Source organism: Patiriisocius marinistellae, from assembly GCF_009014635.1.
In the GTDB taxonomy this organism is placed as follows: domain Bacteria; phylum Bacteroidota; class Bacteroidia; order Flavobacteriales; family Flavobacteriaceae; genus Patiriisocius; species Patiriisocius marinistellae.
Window position 1 is genome coordinate 215,410 of the sequence record NZ_BKCF01000003.1, and the last position, 14,349, is coordinate 229,758.

Annotated in this window: 9 protein-coding genes; 2 read left to right on the forward strand and 7 right to left on the reverse strand. The window is 32.9% G+C overall.

The genetic code is table 11. The annotated features are described in order from the left end of the window. Positions 1-106 precede the first annotated feature (106 nt). The 5 genes from GB234_RS09680 to GB234_RS09700 all read right to left on the reverse strand — a co-directional run bounded on the left by GB234_RS09680 (position 107) and on the right by GB234_RS09700 (position 9,530). A complete protein-coding gene (locus tag GB234_RS09680) occupies positions 107-3,307 on the reverse strand; it encodes an efflux RND transporter permease subunit (RefSeq protein ID WP_235906105.1) in 3,201 nt (1,066 codons plus the stop codon). Between the two features lie 25 nt (positions 3,308-3,332). Continuing rightward, entirely contained in the window at positions 3,333-4,349 is a 1,017-nt protein-coding gene (locus GB234_RS09685; protein WP_151894357.1) for an efflux RND transporter periplasmic adaptor subunit, read from the reverse strand. A gap of 218 nt (positions 4,350-4,567) precedes the next feature. Continuing rightward, complete coding sequence (locus tag GB234_RS09690) at positions 4,568-5,464, reverse strand: helix-turn-helix domain-containing protein (protein WP_151894358.1); 897 nt, start codon at positions 5,462-5,464, stop codon at positions 4,568-4,570. A gap of 110 nt (positions 5,465-5,574) precedes the next feature. Further along, a complete protein-coding gene (locus GB234_RS09695) occupies positions 5,575-6,045 on the reverse strand; it encodes a nucleoside deaminase (RefSeq protein WP_151894359.1) in 471 nt (156 codons plus the stop codon). Between the two features lie 167 nt (positions 6,046-6,212). After that, positions 6,213-9,530 carry a LamG-like jellyroll fold domain-containing protein gene (locus GB234_RS09700; protein ID WP_151894360.1) on the reverse strand — a complete coding sequence of 1,106 codons (3,318 nt, stop codon included), beginning with the start codon at positions 9,528-9,530 and terminating at the stop codon, positions 6,213-6,215. 305 nt (positions 9,531-9,835) lie between these two features. On the opposite strand from GB234_RS09700, the gene GB234_RS09705 reads away from it, so the two are divergent. Both GB234_RS09705 and thiE read left to right on the forward strand, forming a co-directional pair. Beyond that, complete coding sequence (locus GB234_RS09705; RefSeq protein WP_151894361.1) at positions 9,836-10,450, forward strand: DEAD/DEAH box helicase; 615 nt, start codon at positions 9,836-9,838, stop codon at positions 10,448-10,450. Positions 10,451-10,480: 30 nt separating this feature from the next. Continuing rightward, a complete protein-coding gene (gene thiE / locus GB234_RS09710; RefSeq protein ID WP_151894362.1) occupies positions 10,481-11,122 on the forward strand; it encodes a thiamine phosphate synthase in 642 nt (213 codons plus the stop codon). A gap of 23 nt (positions 11,123-11,145) precedes the next feature. On the opposite strand, the gene GB234_RS09715 is transcribed toward thiE, so the two are convergent. After that, positions 11,146-12,150 carry an LLM class flavin-dependent oxidoreductase gene (locus GB234_RS09715; protein WP_151894363.1) on the reverse strand — a complete coding sequence of 335 codons (1,005 nt, stop codon included), beginning with the start codon at positions 12,148-12,150 and terminating at the stop codon, positions 11,146-11,148. A 154-nt stretch (positions 12,151-12,304) separates the two neighbouring features. Then, positions 12,305-14,194: a CocE/NonD family hydrolase gene (locus tag GB234_RS09720; RefSeq protein WP_151894364.1), complete on the reverse strand. Its 1,890-nt coding sequence runs from the start codon at positions 14,192-14,194 to the stop codon at positions 12,305-12,307. Between the last annotated feature and the right edge of the window lie 155 nt (positions 14,195-14,349).

Genomic DNA, 14,349 nt, shown 5'->3' on the forward strand with positions numbered 1-14,349 from the left:
TTATAAAATTTCATTATGTAAATAATAATTTGAATTATAGCACTACTGCTTCATATTATGGGGAGTAATTGCAATTAAGCATGGAAGCAGTAGCCTATAATTTTTGTTAATTAAATCGTTTTTTCAATTTATGTTTTAAGATGTCTAATTTTCTAGTCGTTCTGCTTTTCTTTGGTTTATAAAGAATAGGTTCAAAAGTTTGAGCATTTGCATGCATATGTACTTCTTTAGGTGCCTCAATTTTCACGAATTTGTAATACAGAATAGGCACAATAAATAAGGTCATTACCATAGAAACCAATAAACCAACAGCTAAAACACTACCTAAAGGTGCCCAAAGTGGCGATTTTCCAGCAATCATTGGTACTACTCCGATAGCTGCTGCACATGAGGTTAAGAAAATAGGACGCATACGTCTTTTTCCTGCTGCCTTTGCTGCTTCAAGTTTATTGTAGCCATGTTCTAGAATCAATTCATCGGCATAATCAACCAGTATAATTCCGTTTCTAACTACAATACCAATCAAACTTATAATTCCCATAAAGGCTGTAAAACCGAAAGGATTTCCTGTAAGGTATAATCCTAAAAAGGCACCTAATAAACTCAATGGAAACGTTGCTAAAACGATTAATACTTTTAAGAAGTTTTTAAATTGAAATAATAGCACTAAAAAGATAAGCATGATACTAATTCCCATAGATGCTCCCATTCCAGGACCAGTTTCATTAATGCTTTCATATTCTCCACCATAGTTAATACTAATGCCATCTGGCAGATTTAAATCTTCAATTTGAGGCATAATTTCTGCTTGAATGGTTGCAGCTTTTATTCCCATTTGTGCTTCCGATCTTACGGTAAGTGTACGTAATCCATTTCTATGTGCTATAACACCTGTATGCCATTCTGGAGAAATAGTTGCGACTTCTCTTAAAGGTACTTTCGTTCCTAATGCAGTAGAAATGTTTAAACTTCCTAATTCATCTAAGTTTTTTCTATCATTTTCATCATAACGAAGCAATATGTCAATAGGCTTATCACCTTCATAAATCGTGCTTACAGGAAACCCTTTTAATCCTGCGCCTAAAGTTTGCGACACGTTGGTATTCGTCACACCTAATCTGTTTGCAACATCATCTTTTAAAGCAACTGTAGCTCCTAAATAATCATCTTGGTATGTCGTTCTAATCCAGTTTGTGCCTTCGGCATTTCTAAGAATATCTTCAACTTGTACAGCAACTTCTTTTTGCACATTCATATCTTCTCCAGCAATTCTCACTTCTATTGGTGCAGGAGCTTCATTTAAAGATAATTGACGAATTCTTATATAACCATCTGGCACAAAGTTTTTGAACTTATCTAGATATTCCTCAGCCAATTCTGTTGTTGCATCTTTACCTGTTGTGGTAATAAAAATTTGAGCAAAGTTTTTACGCGGAAATTCTGGTGCATACGTAGAATGAAAACGAGGAGAACTTGTACCTACAAAACTGGCTACACCTACTACTCTATCTTCTCCTTCAATTGCTGCCTCTACTCGTTTTACAACTTCTTCGGTTTGCTCTAAACTTCCACCATTTGGTAACCAAACTTCTATATTAAATTGATTTCTTTCGGCTATCGGAAATAACTCTTGCTCTAATTGTGAAGCGACTCCAAAACCTAAGAAAATGGAAAGAAGACCAATTAGCATTGTTAAGTTTGGACTTTTAAAACAACGATCTAACATACTATTGAATACATTTTGTAAACGATCTAGCATGCTATTTTTTTTCTTTTCCTCTTTTTCTGAATCTTTCTTTAATCCTTTTTTAATAAAGACATAACACAAATAAGGTGTTAATAAAAGTGCTACTAGTAAAGACGCAAATAAAGCTACTGCAACCGCAACTGGTAATGCTTGAATAAATTCTTTTGAGATTCCGTTTAAGAAAAATGCTAATGGTAAAAAAGAGCAAATAATAGCCATAGTAGCTGTAAAAACAGGCACCATTAACTGTGTTGCACTTTGCCAACCAGCAGTCCAAGGATCTTCGCCTTCATCTAATTTTTCAACGTAATTATCTACGACCACAATGGCGTCATCTACCACCATACCAAGTACAATAATTAAGGCAGCTAGCGTTACTTGATGTATTTCAATTCCCATCATATTTAGGACTCCAAACGTGATAAAAATAGACACAGGAGCAGCAACAGCAGATACTATTGCAAAACGGAATGGGAGTAAAATAATAACTACCATAATTACAGCTAAAATAGCGATAGCAAATTCTAGCATAAAATGGCTAATACTTTCTTGTACTACTTCTGGCTGGTTTACAATAGTTTGTACGTGTACATCACTTGGTAATTCTTGCTCTATCTTATGTAAAGCAACTTCTACTTTTTCTCCAAATTGTACAATATTGTTTCCTGGTTGCATTTCTATTGCAATCATGGTTACTTTATCGTCACCAACTTTTATAAAACTTGTTGTTTCTTCATAACGACGTTCAATATTTGCTACATCTTTTAAGCGTACAATCTTTCCTTCTGGTGTGCTGTACACAATTTGATTGCCTAAATCGGTAACATTTTTATATTGATTTTTAGCAAAAACAGATACTTCTGAATTTTCTAAGGTAATTCCACCTGCGTAATCTGTATTATTTTGCATTTGGATGACTTGCGCAATACTTGAAAAATCAAAACCATATTGTCTTAATTTTTCATCTTTTACAGTCACATAAATTTGTTCTTTTTGTCCGCCATACCTTTTAATTTTGGATGTTTCCGGAATCGTTTTCAATCCATCTTCTAACTTATCTAAGTAGGTTTCAAGCTCAGCATAATTTCTATTTGGAGCCGAAACAGTAATCATTTGCGAAACAACATCTCCAAAATCGCTATTTACTATTGGTCCAACCATTCCCTTTGGTGTAGCAAAACTTTGTGGAAATGTGGTCATTAATCCACGTTGTAGTGTAGACCAGAACTCATCTGTATTTACTACATTTTCATTTAATTCTACTGTAATAACCACTTGTCCTTCAGAAGTATCAGAAAATGTTTTTGCCTTTCTAATTTCTTCAAAACCAAACAAATATTGCTCTAATGGGTCTGTTAATTGTCTTTCTACTTGTAATTCATCAGCACCAGGAAAAGCAGCAATAACTAATCCTTTACGCACTGTAATTTGAGGATCTTCACTACGAGCCATTGTTGCTAACGAGTAGATTCCTAAAATCATGAGAATTACGGTAAGAACAATCGTTACCTGATGATATTTCATAGAAGCCTCTATGAAATTTATTTTCACTTTTTTCATTTATAAAGTTTCTTTTCAGTTATGATTATAAGGCAATTTTTTGTCCTTCTTTTATATTTTTTTGTCCTTCGATTAACACGTTATCGCCTACCTCTAATCCAGAAGTGATAATAATGTTATTGTTTTTAAAACTACCAACGGTAACACGTCTTTTAATTGCTTTACCATTATCTGCTACAAATACATAAAGAATATCGTTGGCATCTCTGAGTACAGAAACTGAAGGAATAGAGATTACTTCCACAGGGTTTCCTGTGTTAATCTGAATGCTACTAATCATACCTGGTAATAGCTCATTATCCTTGTTGTCTAAGCGAACCTTTACATTAAAGGTTCTGGTAAGTGCATCTGCACTCGGATTTAGAATGTCTATTTTTCCTTTAAAAGTTTTGTTTAGTGAAGCAATGGATACAGATGCTTCTGTACCAATTTTTAATTTAGAAATTTCAGATTCTGTTATCGATGCTTTTGCATATACTTTATCAGTTTTCATTATTGTAAATGCTGGAACACTTGGTGCAGCAGTTGCACCAACTTCAGTTATTTTAGCTGTAATTATTCCTGTAAAAGGTGCATATAATTTAGTGTCATTCAAGTTTTTACCCGCCATACTTTTATTAGCTTTTGCTTGAGCAACAGCTACTTTTGCTGTAATAAAATCGCGTTCTGGTAAACTTCCTTTTTTATATAAACCATTTAATCGATTAAAATTATCATTGTCTTGCTCTAAACTTGCTTCAGCAATGTAAAAGGCGTTTTGATACGTAGTGGCATCAATAGATGCTAATAATTGTCCTTTTTTAACACGTTGGCCTTCTTCTACAGTAACGTGAGATACACGCCCTTGAACTGCAAAACCAATAGAAACAATATTATCTGCTTCTATTGTTCCGCTATAATTTAGCATTTCATTTTCAGGGGTGGTTTTAATCTCTAATACAGTAGCTTTTTGAATTTGTTCTATTGCTTTTTTTTCTTTTTTTTCGCTGGAACAACTTACCAATAGAAAAATAAGTATTGTTACATTTATTAAATGTTTCATAGATAATCTTATTAGTGTAATTTTTGATTTTATTATTTTACACTGCAAAATTGCTCCTAATTGAAGTATTAGAAAAGGTCTATAAAATGATTAAATTGGTCTAAAACAGGTATTTTAATTCAATATAGAAAAACACAAAAGACACACATCGCTGTATCAAAGGCACATGTAATGTACGTGCATATAATTAAATAGGTCAAAAATAGCTTGAAAATAGCTTAGTGTGTTTTTCTAAAAGTAGTAGGAGAAAAACCGGTGTGCTTTTTGAAAAATTTGCCAAAGAAAGATTGATCACTGAATTGTAATTCTTCTGCAATTTCAGAAATACTTAAAACAGGAGTATTGAGTAAAATTTTTGCCTCTAAAATCACAGCTTCATTTATTAATTGATTTGCTGTTTTTCCTGAAATTTCTTTTAACACTTTTGATAGATAACCTGAAGTTACACAAAGTACATCAGCATAAAACTTAACGGTTCTTTCATTTTTTAAATTCTCATTTAAAAGGTCTAAAAAACGAAGCATTAAATCTTCTTGACGTGACAAACTAGCTTCTAAATCTGGAAATTCTCGCTTATAAATTGAAGCGTAATGATACAATAATAATTTAAACGAAGATTGCACTAGTTCTTGTTTAAAGGGTAATTTTTCTAAAGAAAACCGCTGATTTCGTCCTAATATTTTTGCCAAAGAAACAGCCGAATCCATTTCTTCATTAGATAATTTTAATTTTGGAATATTATTACCAGTAAAAAATTCAAAAGCATCGTGGTCCTCTTTTTTAAAACCGTTACTTAGAATAAAATCAACTGTAAAACTCACAGAAATAATACTTAATTTAGGGTTCATTTCAAGAATATGAGCTACAACCTGTGGCTTTGCAATAATGGCTTCGTTTTTTACAAGGGTATGTTTAATTAAATTGAGCTGTAATGTCAAGCTTCCTGAAACTATGAGAAATAGGCAAAAGCTATCGGTTCGAAAAGGATAAGTAATTGGAATTTTTTCAAATCTACTATGAGAAATATGAATATGTAATCCATCACCTTGGTCAGAGTCTCCAAGGATTTCAATAAGTTCACTTATTGTATGATTTTTAATTGATAGGTTTTTCAAATAAAAAGATGCTATAATTATGGAATTTTCAAATATACTATATAGATTTATAGTATAACTCTAATTAAATAGATAGAGAAAATTTACTTTAATTAATTTTCAACAAAAAATTAATACTCCGTTTTGTCTATTTTCTTTGTCCATTCTTGAAATGGTTTTATAGCAATTTCGGGCGATAATTGTTCAAATGGAATACTTCTTTTATTATAAGGTAAAGGAATTTCTTCGTAAATAAAAGCATCATCAAAGCCTATGTTTGCAGCATCTGCTTGACTACTTCCATAATAAACCTTATCTGGTCTTGCCCAATAAATAGCACCTAAGCACATGGGGCAAGGTTCGCAAGAGGTATAAATTATACAGCCATCTAATTGAAATGAATCAAGATTTTTACACGCATCTCTAATCGCAGTAACTTCGGCGTGCGCTGTTGGGTCGTTAGTTGATGTAACCTTATTGTTTCCTTTTCCTATAATTTTTCCATCCTTAACAATAACACAACCAAAGGGTCCACCTTCATTATTTTGCATCCCTCTTAAAGCTGCATTTACAGCTTCTAGCATAAATTTTTCCTTGCTCATTACTAATCTTATTTTTTTGCAAATATACTAGTTAATCTAGTGTTAGTACAGCTCATTTTATATACTCAAAATGGTTTTTTTAAGTATTTATTTTTCTTCGGAAATATTACACAATAAAAAAAGCTTCAGAATTAACCTGAAGCTTTTTAACTTTTTGGTTGTTATAATTAATTTGTTTTAATACGAATGGGGTTTCTTAAAACTCCTTTTAGGTTATTGATTTTTCCAACAATTAATTCGTTATTGTTAAGAATACTTGTTGCTCTAATTCTTAACCCTGCTTCTAGAGGTACGCTAAATTGTTTTCTATTTATTACTTTATTTTTGTTGTTTAAAATTTCCGCAGTAATTCTACCAGTGGAACTTCCACCACTCGAAATAATATCAACACCCTCAAAATTAGGTTTAACATTAAATTTTAAATCGCTATTTTTTGCCGTTGGAATTTTATCAACTTTTAATCTAAAAATATCATTAGTTCCCGAAATTTTGTGCGAATATGCAATATCATATAGTTTATTTTTAGTATTTAAAACCGAGACTTCATTATCTATTCTGCCTAATTTTTCAAAATCATACGTTTCAAGCTCATTTCTACTCAATGCACTATTAATCATCACTTCTTGATTAAGGTTTGATATTGCATATTTAAAATCTGTATTCTTTTTACCTTTTATTTTATGTTTAAAATTATTGTTTAATGCTTGTCCTTTTTGCAATAACATATTGAATGGTTGTGGAGCATCTAACCCTGGATATTGAATAAACATTTTGTTACGATCTGCACGGCTATCTGTACGCTTAACTTTTGTTCCATCAAGATTATTACCGTTTATATCTACTAATGATTCTGTTTCTGCATCATCTCCAAAAACAATGACTGAGCCTAGAATTAATAGTGCAAACATTTCCCAATTGGGCGTTCTTGGAGCACTATTTAATATTCTCCAAGGCATGTAATGTAAACGACCTCCAGACCATTGTCCTCCAGAATAATTTGAGGATCCTTTGTAACTATATGTATTTGAAGACGCATTAACTTTTAAAATGGTTTCCTTAGATGTTACATTAGGATCAAAACAAATAATTTCCCAATTATTTCCAGATTTTTTCCATTTATGTGGGTAAATACAATGCGGCTTTTGAGTAAACCAATAGTCTTGTGAAATACAAATTACGGGGTTATCACCACGGCGAGAACAATTAAGAGTTTCATTAAAAACATCTTTTGGATCATGTGTATTACCACTTATAAATTGTCCTACAAACCACCAAATGGGTGCTGCACCAAGTTGATAAAGATGTTTAACATTCATCTCTCTCTTAATTTGGTTTTTTGTAAATCTGCTAAGGGGTTTTCCAAATCTACTTAAACATTTATTGGCATAAACACCTTCAAGGCTCATCCCAAAACAATTACCCCCTTTAGGAGCATCTTTTGCAAAAAGCTCATAATATAGTGATCTTAGACTTATATGATCAAAAAAGTTAGGATCATTACTTACATCTTTAAACGCATCTGCATATACACTCCAAGGAATGCTATTTGTATTTCCCCAATTACGAACTCCCCAAAAATAATAATCTCGGTCAGACATATTGCCTTGATTTATTTTTGGTCTAACTGACCAATCCAATTTCATAGAACGAGAACCAGGTGCACGATTATAAATACCTCCATTATCTCGTAAACCCCAAGCATTTTGTATATTTAATACTTTGTTATATGTTCCTAAATCATCATCACCTCCGCCAAAAGGCCTACCACCATCACTATCCCATCCTCTTAAAGAAAGTTTAAAATCATCGTTTACATTGTTAGGTATAAAACGCTTAGGTACTGTATACTTCAAGTTTGCTTCTGTTGTATTAGAATAGGTACCATTGTTAGGTAATTTTTTAGTCGTTACTCTGTGGTTATTTTCAAATACTTCAACACGTACATAAATATCACTATCATCTTTCCAAAACACATCATTGTCAGCATCTCTAACTTTTATACGATCAATAAAAATTTCAAAAGGATAACAGATGTATGATTTTTCTCCACTAAACCAAGCTATTGTTCCATTCTGAAATGTATTGTATTTAGCATTTTTAGCAATACCTGGAATATCTAGTTCGTCTGAAGTTGGGAACCCTAATTGACCTAAAGGACCTCCTATTTTTTCATAATTAACACGAATGTCGCCATGAATTTCAAATGCTCCTCTAGAAGGACTCCAGTAAATTGTACAATTTTCAAAATCATTTTTCTTACCAATAACTCGAGTTCCATTTTTTACATCCATTTCATCACTTACCGGATATCCCATTTTTGCTACACCGCCGAGATCCATATACTTCTTTAAGATTGAGCCATGAACTTCTTTTGCTGCTTCGCTCCCATTTTTATAATAAATTCTACCATTTTGAAATTGCTGGTATTTTCCATTGGGGGCATTTCTCTCAGTAAATTTAGGTAATCCTATATGGTGACCACTTTCATCAAGATTCTCATAATGTAAATAAATATTGTTCTTTACTAAAACTGCACCTGTTGTGCTTGACCAGTAAATTCCACCTGTACGGAATAAACTTTTTTTACACCCGCGGCGTTTTCCATCAACCTCATCTGTTTGTAATGCCCCTAATGAACGCTGGATAGTTGCCGAAAAATTTTTATAACGGCTATATATACTTCCATGAATTTCATAAGTACCAAGGGTTGAGTGCATAATAGCACCAAACTCGTAATGCTGTAAGGAATATTCTGCAGTGTTTGATAATCTCTTTACTCTTTTACCAAAATTTAAATTAGGTCTTATCTCATTATATTTGTAAGAAATATGCCAAGCAGCACTACTCCTAGAGCTATCTAGTTTTTGTTCTAAAGCGGTAGGAATATCATTTTGAAATAGTACTTCGGCCATCTCTCCTTTAAACGGAAAGCGTAAGCCATTAACCCAAGAGCCTATATATATTTTTCCACCTGCACCTAATTTTAATTTTCCGTTATAAAATGCCGTAGTACTTACAAGAGTACCATTGATAAAAATTGCTAAAGTATCATGATCATACGCAAATTCAATTTTATACCATGTACTAGCTCTTAGCTCTCTATTAAATCTTACAACTCCTCCACTCCACCCTGTTCTGGAGTTATGTAAACTTACATGTAAGTTCATGCTAGTTGCAGATTTTCCTGGAGTCAAATAAATTGCTATTGGCAAAGAATTAATTTCAAGTAAATTTTGTCTACTGTTAATAGTACTGGGAGTTTTAAAACATATACGTCCAGAAAACTTCTTTGAATTATAGGCACTCTTGGGCACCGAAACTTGAATGGATGCCTTATTTTTAAATTTTAATGCTTTTGTAAATTTCCCAAATATTTTAGGACTTACATCGACAAGTTCACAGTTTTTTACGGTCGCTTTTTTTTGTCCGTCGGGATTAGCAACAGCAAGGCTGTCCATTGTGTAGTGGATAATTGAATTACTCATAATACAGAATTTAAAAGGTTAGTTAGTGCAATAAAATTAATAAAAAAAACCTTTAAAATGCTGCAATACAGTTATTTAACTTCAAAAAAAGGGGTGAATCCCCCATATAGTTCATATTTTTAAGTTAAAATCACAAAACCAACCAAAACACTACATATCAATAACTTAACATTGTTTTAGTACAATGATTTATAAAAGCACCTATAGGATTGATAGCCTAGGTTTATTACGATTATTCTATTTTGAGATAGTATCTTTGTCATTTCTATTTAAGTTATTTTTTAAATTTTACTTCTGAAATCACTATGCCTTTCAAAAAATTACATCCTCATTTACAAGAGAAACTTGAGATTCAAGAAATTACAACACCTACCGCATTTCAGAAAAAAAGTATACCATTAATAAAAAGCGGTGCTAATGTGTATTGTATGGCTCCAAAAGATAGCGGAAAAACAACATCACTTATTCTTACCACAATACAAAAGTTAAAGTGCGAAGCTGTTGGTGATGCACCAAGAGCTGTAGTTCTTGTAGAAAATAAAGCAAAAGCACTAGAGTTGTATGATGCCTTTTTAAAATTTACAAAACATACTACTTTACGTGTTTATGTAGGCTATGAAGAACTGCACATTGATGTTCAAAAATCTGAAATTTTTATGGGTACAGATATCCTAATCTCTACGCCAAAATCAATGAATAAGCTATTTTTACTAAATGGCGTTCATATTTCGCATTTAAAAATCTTTAGCATTGATGATGCCGAATTTTTGACACAACAATCTGCTTACAAAGCAATGATGTCAATAGCACAGAGTATGAAAAAATGTCAATATGTTATTTATTCAGAGAAAATGCACCCTAAATTAAAACGTTTTGAATCTTACTTTATGGAGTACCCAAAAACAGTAACCCTTAAATAATAAAATGGCTTTTAATAAAACTATAATTTGATGATCCCTAAACTTCATTATATTTCTCAAGGAATTACCTCTAAGGAACATTTAGAAAACATACAAAAAGCATGTACTTCTGGAGCCGAATTAGTACAATTACGCTTAAAAATACAATCAGAAAAAAAGCTTTTAAAATTTGCAAATGAAGCCAGAGAAATTACGGCTCATTTTCAAACTAGATTAATCATTAACGACCATTATAAAGTAGCAAAAGAGGTGAAGGCAGATGGCGTACATCTAGGGCAAAATGACGCCTGCCCAACAGTTGTTAGAGATTATTTACATTCTTGGCAAATTATAGGCGGTACAGCAAATACACTTCAAGAATGCAAAACATTAATCGAAAAAGAAGTAGATTACATAAGTCTAGGACCTTTTAGATTTACAACAACTAAAGACAATCTCCCTCCACTATTAGGCTTAAATGGTTATGCCGAAATTTTAAAAACATTAAACACAGAGACTCCCATTATAGGTGTGGGTGGAATTACAATAAAGGATGTTACTGCAATTTTAAAAACGGGTGTTTCTGGACTTGCAATTTCCGAAGAAATCGCGCGAGATTTTAATTCTATTAAGACATTCAATCAATTATTAAATGCTTCTTCCACAGCAGAACAGCGTTATACGTTTGAATAATAATTTATAAAAAAGAGCTTAAATTAGTTAAGCTCTTTCATAATCTCTGCAAAAAGTTTGTACGATTTTATCTTATCATTTACATCATAAATATTTGTGACAGCAATAAGTTCGTCTGCTTTCGTTTTTTCGATAAATTCTTTAACTTGGATTTTTACTGTCTTTTTACTGCCTATAAATGAATACTTTAGCATTTGATGCACTTGAGGGTGTTGCATAATTCCCTTAAGCTCATCTGTCATGTCAACTGGTGGTTGAACAAAATCTCTTTTTCCCGTAAAAATTCCAACAATCATGCGTATTAAAGAGGTTGAAATACGTTTTGCTTCTTCATCTGTATCTGCAATAATAATATTGACACCTGCCATTACGTATGGTTTTTTTAATACAGATGAAGGTTTAAATTCTTTTCTATAAATTTCTATTGCATCCCATAAATGAGTTGTTGCAAAGTGGCTTGCAAATGCATAAGGCAATCCTTTTTTTGCTGCTAAATGGGCACTATCCGTACTAGAACCTAAAATATAAACAGGAACAGCTACACCTTCTGCAACCGTAGCTCGCACTTTTGAAGTTGCATTTTCAACAGAAAAATAGGTTTCTATTTTTTCTAATTCATTTGGAAATGAATGTGCTGCCTGCATAAAGTCTGACCTAATAGCTTGCGCAGTTTCTCTGTCTGTTCCTGGCGCTCTTCCCAAGCCCAAATCTATACGTCCGGGATATAGTGAGCCTAAAGTTCCAAATTGTTCAGCAATAATCAATGGTGAGTGGTTAGGAAGCATAATTCCTCCAGATCCTACACGTAGCGTTTTTGTTCCTTGAGCTACATAGCCAATTAATACTGAGGTTGCGCTACTACCTATGTTTGAAGCGTTATGATGTTCTGCTAACCAATAACGTGTAAATCCACAGTTTTCAGCGTTTTGAGCTAGGTGTAATACGTTATTATACGTTTGTTGTAATGTGTGACCTTCAGATACTAATGCAAGGTCTAATATTGAATATAATGTTTTATTTGGTTTCATAAATATATGATCTATCCAGTTGATTTATATGGTTTTATTACTAAATGTATCATGTTGATTCATTTCAGTAGAAAATAAAATATCCTTTGTAACTGAGTACAAAGGATATTATTTTAGATATAAATATGTTCTGCAATATTGATACCAATATGTACTATCTAAGTGGTAATCTTATTTGTGATGGATATTTTTTTGAATGATGTACTTTGTTTTGAGCAATTACAGCCTCAGACTCATCATAATTATTCCCTCCTGTATTAAGGTTTCTTGCAAAACGAGGAAAGTTACTACTTGAAATTTCAATTCTTATTTTGTGTCCCTTTTCAAAATAATTGCTCGTTGACATAGGTGTTAAATCTAATTTATAGACCTCGCCTTTTTCCATAAACACTTCTTTATCATAACCTTCTCTATAGCGTACGCGTTGAATGGTTTCATCTAAGTTATAAGCTGTTCCGTCTGGATATACATCAATCAATTTTATAGTAAAATCTGTGTCTTTTGCATTTGAGGATACATACAATTCTGTTTCAATAAAACCACTTAACTCAACTCCTTCTTTTAAAACATCTGTGGTATACACTAAAATATCTGCACGTTCTTCCATTTCCTGTTGATTAAAAGCTCCACCTTCAACAGCATTACCTGTACAGCATACGTTTCCACCTAAAGAAGTTACGGGATTCATAGGGTCATAAACAAAAGAGTCTGGATTATCTTTACTCGCTTGTTTAGTAGATAATGTTCCACTACCCACTAAAGAGTTTGCATTTCCTTTACTGTTTAAGTAGTAAGTTGTCATTTTTGAATCTTCTGGCGGCCATTGTGTTGCTGCTTGCCATTTATTACTCCCCATTGTATAGTATTGCACTCTTGGTGTTTTTTCCTTAAAGTTTGTCTTTTCATCTTTTAACCAAAAGTCAAACCAGTTAAATATTTGTTCTTCATAATTAAGACGAGCATCTCCCACGCTCCTTTGTCCTACCATAGTAGTATCTGTCGCCCGGGTATAACCACAATGCAATGTAGGAGCAATAACTAAATATTGATTATCTCTAACCGTTGCATCTTTAGTATTCTCCCTTACATGATTGAACAATGCAAGATTGGGAGTAATAGATACATCATACCATGAAGCAAACCAAAAGCTAGGAACCCCTAATTCCATATCATCATGGTATAGACCACCTTCAAACCATTCAGGATCGTTAGGCTTACGGCGTACCATTTTGTCAAAAATTTCATGCTTACCATTTATATTTTTCAAAATATCTTGAATGGGAAGATGCGACAAGGCTTCCTTCATATCAATTGGTGGATTCTCTGGAGCTAGGTCATAAAAGCGAGAAATTCTTATTAAATCTTCTTGCGTTGCACCTTCTGGTATTCTAGGCTTAAATTTATCGTGTTCTACACCGTACAACCATGAAAAGAACAATAATTGTTCAACTCCACCTCTATACCAGTTACCTTGTTCCATAATGTCACCCACACGTCCTACTCCTGCCCCAAAACCTTGTGGAACCATTGCTGCGTGAGATGGGTGATCTAACGCCGCAACAGCCATTTGCCACTCTGCTGTAGAAGAGCAACCTATTGTACCTATTTTTCCGTTGGACCATGATTGATCTTTCATCCATGAAAAAGCGTCATAACCATCTGTCAAAGGCACACCTAAAATATCCCATTCGCCTTCAGAGTAATAGCGTCCACGTTCGTTTTGTACTACGTAAGCGTACCCTCTTTTTACCATTTCGTAGGCTTGTTTTGCCGTACGTGTTCTTTGTTCTCCATCACCCCATGAGTTAAAATTATATGGTGTACGAGAAAAAATTACTGGAACTTTTCCAGTTCCTTTAGGTCTGTAGATATCTGTAGCTAAACGAATACCATCACGCATAGGCATCATTACTTTTTGGTCAATAATCGCTATTTCTTCCAGCTTTTTAAAAATATCTTCTTCTTCCTTAACCTGCTCTTGTGCAGTAAAGGATTGACAAACAATAAGTAATAAACAAAATGTAATGCTTTTAAAATGTTTCATATAAAAAGGGATAAATAATTAACGACATAAAGTTACTTAAAATTGATGTACAAACAGCTATCAGCTTCTAGATGTTTAATATTTCCGAAGTTAAATATAGTATGTGCAGTACACCTATTTCTTCATGGTATCTTCGGAAATATAATACGTTGAAA

Coding starts and splice junctions, on each gene's coding strand:
- GB234_RS09680 (WP_235906105.1), bottom strand. CDS start 3,307: ATGAAAAAAGTGAAAATAAATTTCATAGAGGCTTCTATGAAATATCAT.
- GB234_RS09685 (WP_151894357.1), bottom strand. CDS start 4,349: ATGAAACATTTAATAAATGTAACAATACTTATTTTTCTATTGGTAAGT.
- GB234_RS09695 (WP_151894359.1), bottom strand. CDS start 6,045: ATGAGCAAGGAAAAATTTATGCTAGAAGCTGTAAATGCAGCTTTAAGA.
- GB234_RS09700 (WP_151894360.1), bottom strand. CDS start 9,530: ATGAGTAATTCAATTATCCACTACACAATGGACAGCCTTGCTGTTGCT.
- GB234_RS09705 (WP_151894361.1), top strand. CDS start 9,836: ATGCCTTTCAAAAAATTACATCCTCATTTACAAGAGAAACTTGAGATT.
- thiE (WP_151894362.1), top strand. CDS start 10,481: ATGATCCCTAAACTTCATTATATTTCTCAAGGAATTACCTCTAAGGAA.
- GB234_RS09715 (WP_151894363.1), bottom strand. CDS start 12,150: ATGAAACCAAATAAAACATTATATTCAATATTAGACCTTGCATTAGTA.
- GB234_RS09720 (WP_151894364.1), bottom strand. CDS start 14,194: ATGAAACATTTTAAAAGCATTACATTTTGTTTATTACTTATTGTTTGT.